The sequence below is a fragment of the Candidatus Thalassolituus haligoni genome (genome assembly GCF_041222825.1).
GTDB lineage: Bacteria > Pseudomonadota > Gammaproteobacteria > Pseudomonadales > Oceanobacteraceae > Oceanobacter > Oceanobacter antarcticus.
Window position 1 is genome coordinate 4,145,002 of record NZ_CP139482.1, and the last position, 16,874, is coordinate 4,161,875.

General features: G+C 54.4%; 5 protein-coding genes and 1 pseudogene. 4 read left to right on the forward strand and 2 right to left on the reverse strand.

What is annotated here, in order from left to right; all coding sequences use genetic code 11:
* Nucleotides 1-154 precede the first annotated feature (154 nt).
* From SOJ49_RS18800 to SOJ49_RS18815, 4 genes and pseudogenes are all read left to right on the forward strand, one after another.
* Entirely contained in the window at nt 155-1,264 is a 1,110-nt protein-coding gene (locus SOJ49_RS18800) for a helix-turn-helix domain-containing protein (RefSeq protein ID WP_369856015.1), read from the forward strand.
* A 231-nt stretch (nt 1,265-1,495) separates the two neighbouring features.
* A pseudogene (locus tag SOJ49_RS18805) lies at nt 1,496-2,365 on the forward strand (filamentous hemagglutinin N-terminal domain-containing protein); the annotation flags it as partial.
* A gap of 930 nt (nt 2,366-3,295) precedes the next feature.
* Nucleotides 3,296-10,465 (forward strand): beta strand repeat-containing protein, encoded by a 7,170-nt coding sequence (locus SOJ49_RS18810; RefSeq protein WP_369858090.1) that lies wholly within the window; start codon nt 3,296-3,298, stop codon nt 10,463-10,465.
* Between the two features lie 24 nt (nt 10,466-10,489).
* Nucleotides 10,490-12,322: a ShlB/FhaC/HecB family hemolysin secretion/activation protein gene (locus SOJ49_RS18815; protein WP_369856016.1), complete on the forward strand. Its 1,833-nt coding sequence runs from the start codon at nt 10,490-10,492 to the stop codon at nt 12,320-12,322.
* A gap of 300 nt (nt 12,323-12,622) precedes the next feature.
* Here SOJ49_RS18815 and SOJ49_RS18820 read toward each other — a convergent pair whose 3' ends face one another.
* Both SOJ49_RS18820 and SOJ49_RS18825 read right to left on the reverse strand, forming a co-directional pair.
* Nucleotides 12,623-15,676, reverse strand: coding sequence for an efflux RND transporter permease subunit (locus SOJ49_RS18820; RefSeq protein WP_369856017.1), 3,054 nt, complete (start codon nt 15,674-15,676; stop codon nt 12,623-12,625).
* Nucleotides 15,676-16,740 carry an efflux RND transporter periplasmic adaptor subunit gene (locus tag SOJ49_RS18825; RefSeq protein ID WP_303431042.1) on the reverse strand — a complete coding sequence of 355 codons (1,065 nt, stop codon included), beginning with the start codon at nt 16,738-16,740 and terminating at the stop codon, nt 15,676-15,678. The genes SOJ49_RS18820 and SOJ49_RS18825 overlap by 1 nt, the downstream gene beginning before the upstream one ends.
* Nucleotides 16,741-16,874 lie beyond the last annotated feature (134 nt).

The window sequence follows — 16,874 nt, forward strand, 5'->3', positions numbered from 1 at the left end:
GGACTGACATTTCCCCCACACAGGCCATATACCCTGCCATTAATTGACACGTCTTTGCTGAGGGATATGCTGGCCAGCTCGTGAATGCCATGTTGTAGATTTGCAGTCATGGTGGATTAGCCCATGCCAAATGGCTGAACACATAGATAATTCCATGACACATTCCGCTTCGAACAACGTCCCTCTGAGTGATTGCTTCCACAAAGACAGCAGCCAGAGACATCGGCCTCAAGACCCGCAGGCATTGAACGATAACAGCGATTATCTGAACACTGCGGAAAACCCTTTATCCCTGATCATCACAAACGATACCCACTTCCGTGACCTGCAACTTGCCGATGCTTCCGAGCAGGCGTCGGCTCAGGACTGGTTGCCAGTAACCATAGATCAGATCAGCAGTGGCAGTTATTCCGGTCACTATCAAGAGCTGAATCTGCCAGGCATCAAGATGGTGATCGAACGCCAGAACTGTACGGTTCACAAGCGCGGCATTATGGATGAAAAGTCCTGCACTCTGTCTTATGTCAGGGGTTCGACGGATTCCGCCAGGGTTTCTGAACATCAGGCCAGCCATCAGGCTCTGTTTTTGATTCCGGCCGGAACCGAAGTGGATGTGCAGGTGGGCGGTGAGGCCGAGACGGTGTATTTCCGTCTGGATCAGGAATATTTCCAGCAGCAGACCCTGTTGCTTGACCCTCAGCGCTGGGACAGACATTACAACCCAGAGTTGCTGTGTTTTGAAACACTCGGGCAGAATCTTCTTGATCAGCATATCAACCAGCTTCTGACGCAGCTGTCGTCTGGCAACCATCACCTGACCCATAACGGTGTGGAACGTTATATAACCGAAACCCTGCTGATGATGTTGCAGTCATCGCAGCCCCCTACGGCGATTCCCTTCTCAGCCATTGATACCCGCCGCCGGGCAGCACACCTGGTTCATCATGTCAGCACCTACCTTGAATCCGTCCCCAATGCCCGCTCCTGCCCCGGTATTATTGATCTCTGCCGTGAAACCGGCGTCAGTGAACGCACTCTGCAATACAGCTTCAAAGCCCAGCTGGGGCTTTCGCCCAATACTTATCTGCGCATATTCCGGCTCAACCGGGTACGCAACCTGCTGCGCAATCCATCCCATGCTGGTATCACGGTGACCGAGGCCGCCATGCACTGGCATTTCTGGCATCTTGGCCGCTTTTCCCGCGACTACGCCGCCCTGTTTGGTGAATCTCCGTCCTCGACCTTGCGCTGCGCACTGGGCTGATTCGGCCTCGAATACGTGCTTTGCGGAAATGGGATAGTTCGTACCAGAGCCTCTTGATAGTTTCCTCCACCAATCGACAAACACTTCTCTTTATGCGTTGCGGCGCTGCTGCTGGCGTCTGGCTGCCCTTTGTATGGCCAGCCGGAACGCGCTTCCAGTCAGTATCTGTCAGTCGGATAACAGCGGTACAGCCTATTGCCGGTACTGCTATACAGATATACGGACACTCTTATGAATACTGTCTTTCGCATTATTTGGTCTCATGCCCGGCAATCCACCGTAGTGGTCAGTGAGTTGGCCAGTGCCTCGGGCAAACGCTCGCCGGGTAAAGGCAGCAGCCGGGGAATTGCCCTGTCAGCCGCCGCCAGCGTTCTGTTACTGCCACTGCAAGTGTTTGCCGATGTATTGCCCGGCGGGGGTGTTATTACCAACGGTACTGGCAACATTTCCAGCAGTGGCAATACCCTGACGGTGGAGCAGCTGACGGACCGTATGGTCACCAACTGGGACAGTTTCAGCATTGGTGCCGATGCCACGGTAATTTTTGACCAGCTCAGCAGCAACAGCGTGGCGCTGAACCGGGTCAGCGGTGCCAATCCATCGGAATTACTGGGGCAGCTGCAGGCCAACGGCCGGGTCTACCTGATCAATCCCAACGGCGTCCTGGTGGGAGCCGGTGCCCATATCAACACCGCCGAGTTTCTGGCTTCGGCACTGGATGTCAGCGACGAGCTGTTTATGGCCGGTGACGATCTGGAGTTCTCCGGCAACTCACTGGCCAGTGTGATCAACCTGGGGGAGATCACGGCAGCCAGTGGTGATGTGATTCTGATTGCCTATCAGGTGCGCAACGAAGGCAGCCTTTCGGCACCCGAAGGTGTCGCCGCGCTGGCAGCGGGTGACAACATTATCTTCCGCCCCAATGCCGACAGCCATATTCTGATCCGCGCCGCCGTTGCTGCTGACAGCAACCTTACCGGCGTTGAAAATAGCGGAGTGATTGCAGCGGCCCAGGCTGAACTGAAAGCAGCCGGAGGCAGTGTTTATGATCTTGCCATCAACCAGACCGGCGTGGTGCGCGCCAGCGGTTCCGCCACCCTGAACGGCCGGGTCTTGCTGACCGCAGAAGCGGGTGATCTGCAGCACAGCGGTACTATTTCGGCGCACAACCACGATGGCAGCGGTGGTGAGGTGTTGATCGGCGACGATAACAGCGGTTATGGCATTGCCAGCACAACAACGGTTGCAGCCACCGCCGTGATTGATGTTGCTGCCACAGCCACCAGCGGCGACGGTGGTTCAGTACAGATTACGGCACAGGACAACACCGTTTTTGACGGCCAGATCAATGCCAGCGCAGGTACTGTTGGCGGTAATGGCGGCTCGGCGGCCGTTACCGGTGCACTGGCGCTGCAATTTGGAGGCAGTGCCAATCTTGGTGCAACAGCGGGTGATACCGGCACCCTGACCATAACCAGTGCGGACCAGACCATCGGCAGCAATGCCGGAGATCTTATGGCAGGCGCGGATCTGGCCAATCTGCTGACCACCAGCAATGTCATACTGGACACCTCCCATGTCTATGCCCCCGGCACGCTGGTCACCGACAGCTCGATTGAAATCAATGACGATGTCAGCTGGAGTTCCGGCAATAACCTGACACTCAACTCGGGTAATGAAATCCGGATTAACGGCTCGCTGGAGGGGGATGGCAGCGACCTGACATTGGGCCTGGGGGTGGTTAAAGAAGCCGACCCCTTTGGTAGCGACCTCGGTAACAGTGCCGACCTCACCGTTGACAGCAGCGCTACGATCACAGCCGCTTCGGTGGTGATCAAACGTAACACCGACGTTGAAATAGAAAGATCCAACAGCAGTCTCGGTCCGATGGGCAACATCCGGATTGATGGCACCCTGGTCACCGATACCCTCGATATCCAAACCGATAACCGCCAGCAGTACGGCTATACTTTCGATGAAGGCATTGCCGGTTCGGTACATATCGACAACAGCAATAACCGCATCGGCACCCTGACAGCCACGGTTGCAAACGGTGTGATTGAGGGGGATTTTTCGCTGACAGAGGGCGGAGATGGCCTGATCGTTGACGGCGATTTTTCGAATATCAGCGGAGCCATCAGCCTGGTGACAACGGGTGACCTGACCCTGGCTGCTGGCACCGTCATTGCCAGCGGCGCAGACCAGAATATTGTACTGGCAGCGCAGTCCGGCTCCTTTATCAACCAGGCCGGAGCCAATGCCGTCACCACCACCGGCAGCGGGCGTTTTCTGATCTATTCCGATGACCCGGCCAATACCGTCACCGGTGGTTTGATCGGCACCCCGGTGTATAACAAAACCTGGGCCAACAACTCACCAAACAGCATTACCCAGACCGGTAACCGCTTCCTCTACAGTCTGGCTCCGGTATTAACCATTACCGCCAATGAGACCAGCCGCAGTTACGGTGATAACAACCCGACCTTTACTTATACCGTCAGTGGTCTGGTGGATGGCGACCTTGTGGCCGATGTGTTCACGGGTACGGCCAGCCTCACCACCAGCCTGAACACCAGCAGCAATGCCGGTGTTTATAGCGATGCCATTACGGTATCGCTGGGCAGTATCCTGTTGTCAGACTATGACTACCAGTTTGCCGGTATAGCCGCCGATTTGACCATCGATCAGGCGTTACTAACCGTGACCCCAACCGCCGCTAGCCGTATCTATGGGGATGCAGATCCGGCACTGACCGGATTGATCACTGGTTTTAAAAATGGTGAAACAGAGGCCGTGTTAACCACCGGGCCGAGTTACACCACTACCGCCGTTCTCGGCTCCAATGTTGGCAGTTATGACATCATTGCCAGCGGCGCTGTTGCCGATAACTATGCCTTTGATTACCAGACCGGCACCGGGCTGCTGACCGTCACCGCCGCACCTCTGACCATTACCGCCAGCGATGCCAGTCGCCTTTACGGCGACAGCAATCCAACCTTCAGTGCCACGTTCAGCGGCCTGAAAGCTGACGACAGCGCCGAGGACTTCCTGACACTGGGCTTTGCCACACCAGATTCGGGGGTGACATCGGATGTTGGCACCTACGCCATCCGTCCGCAAGGCGCGACCAATGCCAACTACACCTGCACTTATGTCGATGGCGCGCTCAGCATTACCCCGGCCGAGCTGACCGTCACGGCGGCTAACCTCGCCCATGTTTACGACGGCCTGACACCGGACAGCACCGAATACTCCGCCACCCTGTCAGGACTGGTCGCCGGTGATTTGGCCAGCAGTTACAGCAGCCAGTTGCTGTTCAGTACAACAGCCGATGGCAGCAGCACCGGCAGCTTCAATATCAATGTCGCCGGTATTACCGATGGCAATTACAACGTCAGTTACGAGCCCGGCACACTGACCATCAGTAACCAGATTTTGTCGGTGACGGCCAATGATCTAAGCCGTTTGTATGGCGAGGACAACCCGGATTTTACTGCCATCATCAGCGGCTTTGTTGATGATGACGATGAGTCCGTGCTGTTAACCTCGATCAGTTACTCAACCGTCGCCACTTCCAATTCCAACGTGGGCACCTATACCATCACCCCTTACGGTGCCAGCGCCGATAACTACGACTTCAGCTTTACCAGCGGCACTCTGACTATTGATCCAGCCCTGTTGACCATCCAAGCCAATGACGCTACACGTATTTATGGCGCATCAGACCCGCTGTTCAGTGCGACCTATGTCGGCCTCACCGCCGGTGACGACGCCAGTGATATTAATGGCCTGTCGTTCACCACCAATGCGGTGGTCACCTCCTCTGTTAACGGCTCCTACAGCATTACCCCGGCCAATGCTTCCAATGCCAATTACAGTATCCGTTACGAAAGTGGCAGCCTGGAGATCACACCAGCAACCCTGACCATTACCACCAACGACCAGTCACGCATCTATGGTGCCAGCGATCCGCAATTCAGTGTTTTGTACTCGGGTCTGGTGGCCGGAGACGACAGCACCGACATTAGTGGCCTGACCATCACCAGCAGCGCCAGCACTGGCTCCGATGTTGGCAGTTATGCCATCAACGCCAGTGGTGCCAGCAATAGCAACTACAGCATTCACTACGTCAGTGGCTGGTTGAACATTACTCCGGCCAGCCTCACCATTAGCGCCAATAATGTCAGCCGCAGCTACGGGGATGACAATCCGGATTTCACCGCCCTGCTGGACGGGCTGGTAGCGGGTGATACCGCCGACGATATTGACGGGCTTGATTTCCTCACCAGTGCCACAGTGCAGTCTAATGTTGGCAGCTACGGTATTACCCCAACCGGGGCAGTGAACAGTAACTACAATATCAGTTACCAATCAGGCACCCTGACCATTGATCCGCGCCAGCTGACCATCAGCGCGGATAACCAAAGCAGTATTTTTGGTGATGAGCTGTCCGCTTACACTCTGAGTTATGACAACCTCGCCAGCTTTGATACTGCCGCCGCTATCGGCACGGTAACGGCCACGGGAGTCAGCGGGATTTACAATAATGTTGGCAGTTATGCCATCAGCGTCAGTGGTGGCAATAACAGCAACTACAGCATTACCCGTGTCAACGGGTTGCTGACCATTACCCCGCGCGCCGCGACCGTCACCGTGCTAAACAGCAGCCGTGAATACGGCGATGACAATGCCGATTTCAGCATCCAGATCAGTAATCAGGTCTCTGGTGCAGCCGTCGGCACCGATGGACTGAATGTCACCACACTGGCTTCGGCCAGCTCGGATGTTGGCAGTTACGCCGTCAGTGCCAATGGCATCATGAATAACAATTACGACCTCACCTATGTTGACGGCACCCTGTCGATTACCCCGGCCACGCTGGTTTTTAATGCTAATAATCAAAGCCGCGAATACGGTCTCGACAACGCCGAACTGACCCTCAACGATGCCAGTAGCTACAAACTGGATGACAGCCTTGCGGATGTCTTGAGCAATCTGAGCCTGTCCACCAGCGCCACCACGGGTTCAAACGCAGGCAGTTATGCCATCACCGCCACAGCCGATGTGATCAACTCTAACTATAACGTCACCCTTAATAACGGCACCCTGACCATTACCCGCGCCAACCTGCTGATACTGCCAGAACTGTCTTCCCGTTATTACGGTGATGATGATCCGGACTTTGTGCTCACCGCCGTTGGTCTGCGTAACGGCGATAGCGCAGCGGTGGTCACCGGTGAACAGTTTGTCAGCAGCGCCTCAACCCAGGCCGGGGTTGGCAGTTATAACGTCAGTGTTGTGGCCGGCAGCGCCAGTAACTACAACCTGACCTTTGGCACCGGCACCCTGAATGTGCTGCCACGCCTGTTAACCATTAGCGCCGACAATGTCAGCCGTGAATACGGCGAAGACAACCCGGTGTTTACCGTCAGCATGGACGGCTTGGCCAGTTTTGATAGCGAGGACGATATTGCCGGTGTTGTCGTCAACACCACCGCAACCGCCTCTTCCGGTGTATTGGAAAGTGGTTATGGCCTGACGGCTAGCTCGTCAGCGACCTCATCAGCGGCCAATGCCAATTACGCCATCACCTATAACAGCGGCCTGCTGACCATTACCCCGGCAGCGATTTCGCTGATTGTGGATAACGCCACCCGCCAATATGCCACGGCCAATCCGGAGTTCAGCACGACCCTCAACAGTGATCTGAAACTCGACGACAGCCTCGACGATCTGTTCCTGTTCTACAACACTGCGGCTGACCCGACGTCTGACGTCGGCAACTATGCCATCAGCGTCAGCTCGGCCAACCCCAACTACAACCTGAACGTCAGTAACGGCAACCTGGCGATTACCCCGGCAGCGCTGGTACTGCTGCTTGATTCTGACTTTGATCTGACTCGCACCTACGGTGATGACAGCATCGACTTCAGCAGCGCCCTGAATGTGGCAGGCTTGCAGTTTGGAGCCTTGGCCGCCGATGTCGTCAGTGTTTATGACCCTACCGATGCCACGACCGATACAGGCAGTTATTCCTTGCAGGCGACGGTGCTGGATGGCAACTACCAGTTGCAGTCATTTGCCAATAACAGCTTTGTGATTCAACAGAAATCGGTGGATTTAACCTTCTCCAATGTCAGCCGGGTCTACGGTGAAGAAGACTCTGACTGGCGCTTTTATCTCGACACCACCGATCTGCTGGCACCGGGAGATACTCTGGACACCGTATTCACCGCTGCCACAACCAGCACCAATATCGCCAGTGATGTCGGCAGTTATGCCATCAATATCAGCAGCATCAACTCCAACTACCGGGTTAACAGTGTGACCGGTGAACTGACCATTACAGCACGACCACTGGCCATTACCCTGACCGAACTGGAGCGTATTTACGGAGAAAGTGATGCGCTGAACCTCGGCAGTTATATCGACAGCGACCTGTCTTATGGATTGACCGCGTTTGACCCGCTCAATACCGTATTGGACATCACCATGCCAGACACAACCGCCAGCGTTGGCAGCTATAACCTCAGCGCCAGCCTGATCTCTGACAATTACACTTTTATGGGTTTCAGCGGCAATCTGACGGTCACACCCCGTGCACTGGTACTGGGAATATCCGACGGTTACAGCCGTGTTTATGGTGAAGAGAACCCGGATGGATCACTGATCACCGTCTACAGCGGCGACGTCGCTGGCACCGGTTTGGCATCCTTCGACAGCATTGATGACCTGCTCACCTACAGCCTGCCGGACATGGAAGCTGACGCTGGCAGCTATACCATCACCTTCAATCGCGGCAGCCGTTACAACAACTACGCTATTGATTACGGCAGCAGTCTTTCGACCACGGTGGAAATCACGCCACGCACCATCGGCCTGACCTTCTTCAATCTCGACCGCTTGTATGGTGACGCCAACAGCACACTGGGCGACCTTTACCGCATTGACGAGGTAACCGGCGTTAACGAAGCACAGGGAGTGGCCAGTTTTGACAGCATTGATGACCTGCTGGTATTCAGCCTGCCCGACCAGTCGGCCGGTGTCGGCCTGTATTCCGGTTATTACACATTGCAGAACAGCAACTACAACATTGTGACTCTGGATCCAGGCAGCCTGAACATTCAGACACGTCCGATGACCCTGACGCTGACCAACGCCGTCGAACGCCTGTACGGTGATGCCAACCCCGACTCAAGCAATGAGATAACCATCAGTGGCGTTGGCCTGTCTGATTTCGACTCACTCGAAAGCGTCATCCAGATCGCGGCGCTGCCGGATCAATATGCCGATGCTGGCACCTATAAACTGGTCACCCAGATCAACCCCAACTACAACATCCGCTACACCAGCGGCAGTGAAATGGTCATCACACCACGTACCCTTTCCGTTGGTGGCAACACCCTGTATTCCTGGTACGGCGACAGTGATATCAATGCCATTAGTATCGGTGGTGACGGCCTCGCCGAAGACGATTCCCTGACCAGCCTGCTGGTGCTGGATTTCCTCGAATCGCCAGACAATGCCGGTTATTACAGTATTTGGGGATACCATCTGAGTGACAGCACCAACTATATTCTCGACGGTAGCATCCCCGGTGTTTTCACCATTCTGCCACGTGCTATCACGCTGGATATCAGCGATCAGGATCTCGGTTTTGATTATGTTGAAGAACTGAACAGCTTCCTCAATAACGAGGATCTGGTACTGGATGCCACCGTCGGCAACCTGCCCGACGGCGAAGATATCGACGATGCCTTCCCGATTATTCGCTACCAGATTGTCAGCAGTAACCAGGTGCCGACCCTGCCCACCGTCCCGACGCTGGATAATATCTATATTCCAACCGCCGCCGAGCTGTTTGAAAACCCGACACTGGTTGGCAGTGGTGTGATCCTCAATACCAGCAGTAGCGAATCGTCCAGCATCAGCCGGGTGCCTGGCACCTACACCTCGACCGACGTTGGCACGGACGGCCTGACACTGCAGCTCTACATTACGGTATTTGATGGTTACAACACCGAATCCAACTATGTACTGACCGACGTCAGCAACGGCAATATCACACTGAATGTCGCGGCGGCCAGCTATCCGCCGAGTCTGGACGAAACCAACAACAGCATCGACCTGTCAGGCTTTCGTTTAACAGAGAGCGATGATCCCACTGTATCCCGTGATCCCCTGGTGGTGAGTGGCAGTGATGGCAGCTCGTCTTCCAGTGAACCCAGTGGCATTCAGGCCCTGATCGCCGATGGCAACAGCCAGCTCGGTATCGACATCATCAGCAGTTTCCTGCAAAGCATCATGGAATCCGGTGAAACCTACACCTATGAATCCGGCAGCCTGCTGGCAGAAATCACCCGAACCAGTGGTGGCAGTATTGAAGATGTCACGCCCTTTATGATCCAGCGCTGGCTGGAACGCAACGCCGACAATCCGGAAGCCATGACCCTGCTGGCAGAACCCCTGGCGTATTACAGCACTGAATTTCTGAGCAAGGATCCGGCGACCTATACCGAATCGGAAACCGTATTTTCCGATTTCCTCGCCGAACACCTGGAAAGTGCCCGCGATGATATCGTTGACAATGCCCAGCAGAACTATGACGACTGGCTCACAGCCAAACAAACCAATGGCAGCAATATGGCCGACACCCTGGGAGCCGATGTTCCCTGGGATACCTTTATGAGCGAGGCCGCCGGTGACTACCTGGTAGATGACGTGGGAGAGCGCATTGCCACCACCACCGCCATTGCCGGAGGTGCAGGGGCAACCACCGCTCTGGTTGTTGGCGGACTGACGTCCTTTATCATGCCGTTTGCATCCGGTGCCGCCGGTATGGTCAGTACCGCAAGCGTTTCTGTTTTTGCCGGAGTTAACGCCGCAGTCTCTGTCGGGGGAGTAGTAGAAGGTGGGGCTGCTATTGCTGCCGAAGCGTCAATCTTTACCGGAGCCACCGGTGCCGGTCTGGTAGCGATACCCGTCACCATCGTGGTGACCGCCGTAGTTGGTAGCATCGCCCGTGGTATTGAAGTGTTTGACAACCTCGAGCAAGAAAAACAATTCGACACACTCCTCGCCAGCAAGGGTGACAGCATCACGACTAGCCAGTTCAGCGTGACAGACAGCGAAGGTGAAGAAGATGTTCTCAACAGCACCATCATGGTGGGCGCACTCGCCTCCATGCTGTTTCCGGGATAAGGCAGACACATGAAATATCTGAATATGACCAACAGACTGCTGAATTCCGTGCGCGCTCACCAGCACCAGGATCACCGGATATCGACCAGAGCGCTGTTACTACTGCCATTGTTATCAACGCTGGGCATCAATCTTCCGGCAGCAGCCCAGGATCTCGACCGCATCATGCCGGAACCGGTGCCACCCCAAGTAGAAGCAGAAGCAGAAGCAGAATCACTAGCTGATGGGCAGCCACCAGAATCACCAGCCGCAGCCATAGAACGCTTTCGTAACGAGGCCCTTGGGGCATTGCCGGATGAACAGCAGTTACTGGATAAACTGGTCGATGTAGTGTTACTGGAAGATGAGACAGAATTGGACAACCACAGCCCTGCTCACCGCTGGGATACTCCCGCCTTAAACGCCATTACTCACGTTTTTATCGGCTTGCCAGTGTCCCGGCAATCGCTCGACCGCATGATGATGGCCATCCGTTTGCAACTGAGCAGTGAAGGCAAACCCTTCTCACTGGTCTACACCCCACCCCAGGATATTACCGACGGGGTTGTGCGTATTGTGATCAAGCCCAGTCTGGCCGGACACATCCGCGTCGAAGGAGCCCATTATTTCTCCGACGACAGCTACCTGTCGCGTCTGCGCCAGCAACCGGGTACAGAGATTAATACCCAGGCTCTGAATGAAGATATTGAGCGCATTAACCGCAACCCCTTTCGGGCAACGGCACTCCAGGTAGAAAAAGGCAGCGAACCGGCCACCACCGACATCGTCATCAAAGCCAAAGAGAAATACCCGCTACGGCTGTTTACCGGTTACAGCAACAACGGCTCAGCCACCACCACCATGGATCGCCTCAACGCAGGAGCCAACTGGGGTAATGCCTTCGGACTAGGCCATCAGGCATCGCTGCAATGGACCACCGATTTTGATATTCATCACTCGCGCTCAGTCTCGGGGAATTATCAGATCGACCTGCCATGGCGGCATTACCTCACCCTGTTCGGGGCCTACTCACGCATTAATGCCATCACAGACCCGCTGTTTAATCAGGAAGGCAAAAGCTGGCAACTGGGCCTGAACTACGAAATCCCGCTGCAAAAAATCGGCACAGACTACACCCAGAGCCTGATTCTCGGCCTCGACAGCAAAGCCAGCGACAACACCCTAGAACTGTCTTTACCGCCGATCATTATCCCCATCAGTGACAACCTGACACGCATCGTCCAGTTTCGCAGCCGCTACCAAGGCAATTGGAAACAACTGCTCAGCACCAGCCGCCTGGGTCTCCAACTGACAGCGTCGCCCGGCGGGCTCGGCAGCGATAACAACGACGCCACCTTCCAGCAAACCCGCGCCGACGCTACCGCAGACTACGTTTACGCCAACCTCGACCTGTCACGAGACACCACCCTGACAGGATTGTTTGAAGGCTGGAACTGGATGATACGAGTAGCCGCCCAAAAATCCTGGGCCAACCTGCTCAGCAGCGAACAGTACAGCACTGGCGGAGCCAACTCGGTACGCGGCTATGAAGAAAGTGAAGTGGTTGGCGACAACGCCCGGCTGTTCAGCCAGGAACTGATTCTACCGCCGTTTGCCCCAGCCCAGGCGCTGTTCAACAGCCGGGCACCAGAGTCCTTGCGATTCTACCTGTTTCAGGATGCTGCCCGAGCATGGAGTACCGACCCATTGGTTGGAGAAAAACACTTTGTGCTGCACAGCATGGGAACAGGCCTGCGTTACCAATTATTCCCCAACCTCAACGCCCAGATCAGTTATGGCTGGCAACTGCGAGACAGCGGCAGTAACGACTCCGGCGACCATGGCCGCCTGCATGTATCACTGCAAGCGAGTTATTAGAATAACCCAACGGAACGGATGCAGCAGACAGAGGAAGCTTCCGCTTTCTGCTGGGCTTCGAGAAAAAGAACGTCATGTTTGCCGTATCGTTCACAGGGAACAGCGCTCGCTGTCCGTATCCCTGTGTTACAAACCGCCACAGAGGGCGTCCCTACTACACTTCTACACTTCGGTTGCCTTGCGGTAATTCCCCTGATAATCAAAGATCTGCCCCTGCCAGCAGTGTTTTTGTTTGCGGGCTATAACAAGGTCCGGTGCCGATCAACCTTGCGGCAATGGGATAGCTGGCCAAGGTCTCCCCTACGAATAATCGCTATCAGGTATTCGGTAGAATATGGCATAAAGCGCCGGTACAAATACCAGCGTGGCCACGGTGCCCAGTGAAACGCCACCAATAAGAACGTAAGCCAGCGGGCCCCAGAAGCTATCGATGGTCAGTGGTACAAACGCCAACACCGCAGCCAGAGCGGTCAGAATAACGGGCCGGGATCTCTGCACACCCGCTTCAATGACGGCACTTCGAATCAGCATGCCCTCTTTCATATTATCTGAAATTTGCTGGGTCAGGATTAGGGTGTTACGCATCAGAATACCGGCGAGACCAATAATCCCCAACGTTGCCACAAAGCCAAATGGCTGGTTAAAGATCAGCAGCGCGGCCACAGCACCAATCAAACCCAGTGGTGCCGTCAATATCACCACCAGCGTACCTTTGAAGGAGCGCATCTGCAGCATCACAAAAACAAGCATCAACACGATCATAAGGGGTTGTAGCACTTGAATGGAGTGCTCGCCTTTCGAGGATTGCTCAACTGAACCACCGATTTGCAAAGAATAGCCAACTGGCATTTGTGCGCGCAACTCCGCTAGCGCTGCCCATACGTCGGCCGTAACATCTTTGGCCTGTGCTCCTCGAACATCAGCATTAACCGCCACAAACGGTTCCCGGTTATAACGCCGGATTACAGGTTCTTCGTAGACGACATCCGCTTCGCCAACCTGGTTAAATGAAATGCGTCGCCCCTCTTCACTGACAATTTCAAGATTCTGAATCTGTGTAATATCTTCTGCCTTGGCCCGACCAACCACCGGGGTCAATCGAATACCATCCCTTAACGTTGTAATGGCCAACCCGGATAGTTGAAATTGCAGCTGATAAGCAACTTCTTCTGGCGTCAAGCCAAACAACCGGAGCCGGTCTTTGTCGAAGCGAATATCGATACCAGGTGTGCGTTCATCCCATTCCAGATGACTGTTTTCAGTGTTGGCATGGCTCGCGATAATATCTCTCACCTTTTTACCAATAGTACGCAGCTGATTGGCCTCTGGCCCCATCACTCGAATACTGACTGGCCAGTCAACCGGTGGGCCGTAAAGGAGTGTTTCAGCTCTGACTCGTGACTCCGGAAAATCACCGGCCGCTACCCGGTTACGAATCAATCGGATCAAGCCGTCTCGGGCTGCGATGTCTTCTGCCACGATAACCAGCTTGGCGAAAGCACTGTTCGGCTGCTCCGGGCTGGCAGAGATAAAAAACCGGGGAGCCCCTGCTCCAATATAAGCCGACATGGACTTGATGCCGCTGGTGCCCTCCATCAGTCGTTCTATTTTTTGGACGGTAGCGTCGGTGGCTTCAATCGAAGTGCCTTGTGGATGATAAATACTGACCAGCACCTCAAGACGATCAGAGACGGGGAAAAACTGCTTCTGGACTGGACCAATCATGCCCACTATAGATATAAACAATAATGCAAACGTACTCAGAACAACGATTTTTCGATGCGCCAGGGTGCCGATAATAAGCTTCCTGAGCATACGGTAGGGACGTGAGGAATAGGCTTCCTTGTTGCTATGAGAGCTGTGATACAGGTTATCTGGCAAAATTTTCACCCCCAGATAAGGAGTAAACACAACGGCAACCACCCAGGAAAGTAACAACGCAATGGCCAATACCCAGAAAATGTTGCCTGCGTACTCACCGACACTGGAGCGGGCAAATCCTATAGGTACAAAACCGGCAACCGTTACCAGAGTCCCGTAGAGCATTGGAGCGGCGGTCACATTCCAGGCATGAGACGCCGCCAGTAGCTTGTCCCATCCTTCTTCCAGCTTCACAATCATCATCTCGATGGCAATGATGGCATCATCAACCAACAGCCCCAGTGCAATAATGAGCGCCCCGAGTGTAATACGATCAAGGTTAATGCCCATTGCGAGCATCACAATAAATGAGAGTCCAAGAGTGACTGGAATAGCAATTCCCACCACGATCCCGGCCCGCAGGCCAACCGCCAGCATTGTAACGGCCATCACCACGAGCACGGCAACCAGAAACTTAACCTGGAAAAGGTTGACCGCACCAATAATGGCTTCTTCCTGATTTGTCAGCAGGTCAAGCTCCATTCCCAGAGGAAGCATTACTCTTTCGTTTTCCCAGAATGCTCTTAACCGTTTACCAAACGCCAGGCCATTCTCTCCACGCCGCATGACCACACCAATCAGTAGAGCGTCCTCTCCGGATGAGCGAATGAGATAGCTGGGAGGATCTTCGTACCCTCTGGATATAGTGGCAATATCACCCAGTCTGATCAGATGTTCATCAATTCGGACAGGTACCTCTTGCAAAGCCTCCAGGTTCGATAAATCATCGTCCAGGCGGAGGTAGACTTTAGGGCCTGCCGTGGAAATATGGCCCGCAGGCAAGAGTCGGTTATTGGCTTGAATAGCCTCGATAATATCGGTAAGAGACACTCCTAACCCTTGTAACTTCGTCATGTCGAAATCAACAAATACCTGTTCTGATCGCTCACCTAAAATCTCGGCTTTTTCAACTCCCTGAACGCGCTGTACCCTGTCCCGAATCGCCTCGGCATCCCGGATCAATTCTCGCTGCGCGACACCTGATGCCGTCAGCGCAACCAGGGTGAAATACACATCACCGAAGTCCTCATTTACGATAGGCCCGATAACCCCGTCCGGTAACTGGGATGCTTCATCCTGCATGCGACGCCGGACCTGATAAAAGCGATCGGGGACATGCTTGGCGTCGGTGTAATCCTGGAACTCAACCTGCAAGTCGGCCCGCCCCGCCCGCACCGTTGTCTCAATTTTGTACAAATCCTCCACTTCCTGAATGCGTTTTTCCAACCGATCAACCACACTATCTTGTAATTCATCAGCGGCAGCACCCGGCCACAGAACAGTCACCATCATGACTCTTACCGTGAAATCAGGATCTTCGGCCCGACCCAAAGACGTAAAAGCGTAAAGGCCTGCAACCAAGGAAAGCGTAATAAAAAAGAGCGTAACCGAGCTTTCTCGCACAGCGATTCTGGAGAGATTGGGAAAAGCCATCACGCCCCCCTGGCATCAAGTGATTGCACTGCCATGCCGGGCTTGAGCAGGTGTGTACCGCTAGAAATAACAATCAGCCCCTCTTCCAGAGTTGAACCAGTGACCCAGGCATGATCTTTGTCGATACGCTGGATATCAACGTTGAGCGGCACTGCTTCGCCATCCACTATTGTCCAGATAAAGGGGGTCTCACCACGTTCATCCAGGGCAGAAATGGCCATTTTATAAAGTGGTATTGAATCGTTGCTGACCAGGAACCGTGTTCTGACAAGCTGGCCATACCTTAGGTCTGACAGTGGTTGATCTATCGTGTAGCGTGTTTTCCAGGTACGGCTTTCCGGGTCGGCCGCCCCGGCCATCTCTCTCCGCGTCAGTGCTATGGCCTCTCCGTCATGCAGTAACCCTCCTTGCTCTGGAGGATATGCGCCAGAAGGGTAATCCACCTCAACTTCCCGCTCTCCCGATTTAGCCAGTTTTGCAACTGGCCGCCCCACACTGACCACCTCTCCCGGTTCGATAAACACATCCAGTATGATGCCGTCGCTCTCTGCTCTGAGTACCCCATATTCCAACATATTCAAGGCCTGGGACAGCTGGGCCTCAGCAACATCACGACGCGCTTGCGTCTCTTCCTGGGTCAGTAACGCCCTCTCGTATTCCTGCCGACTGGTATAGCCCTGATCTACCAATTGATAGTCACGCTCCAGATCTTTTTCAGCAAGTTTCAGCGTTGCTTCTGCTGCCCTCAGGTTGGCACGTGCAGTCACAACAGACTCGCGCAGGTCTCGCAGATCGAGAGTGAACAGCACCTCCCCTTTTTTAACAGACTGCCCAGCATCGACCAGCCGCTGATCAACCTTGCCTCCAACCTGAAAAGCCAACTCGACCTCGTGGCGCGCTTTGACTGTCCCGGTCAACTCATGGCCGGGTTTTGTAGCCTCGACCAGGTTTTCTATTTTTACCCAGCGAGCAGCATCAGAGGCTGCCTCGACCGTGCTCTCGGTAGACTGTGAGCACCCAGACAAAACATAAGTGGTTATCAGAATAGTAAAAAAACGATTCATTAATATTTCCTCAGCAAGCAGTTTGGGCAGGCGTCACAGCAACCAGGGCTGTCCAGCCTGGATTACAACTCACTCGAATTCCCTTTTGCAGAGTAAGTTAATCTACAGCAGAAAGATGACAGCATACTGTCATT

Bases quoted from the DNA above. Each gene is read 5' to 3' on its own strand.
- SOJ49_RS18820 (WP_369856017.1), bottom strand. From the start codon at position 15,676: ATGGCTTTTCCCAATCTCTCCAGAATCGCTGTGCGAGAAAGCTCGGTT.
- SOJ49_RS18825 (WP_303431042.1), bottom strand. From the start codon at position 16,740: ATGAATCGTTTTTTTACTATTCTGATAACCACTTATGTTTTGTCTGGG.
- SOJ49_RS18800 (WP_369856015.1), top strand. From the start codon at position 155: ATGACACATTCCGCTTCGAACAACGTCCCTCTGAGTGATTGCTTCCAC.
- SOJ49_RS18815 (WP_369856016.1), top strand. From the start codon at position 10,490: ATGACCAACAGACTGCTGAATTCCGTGCGCGCTCACCAGCACCAGGAT.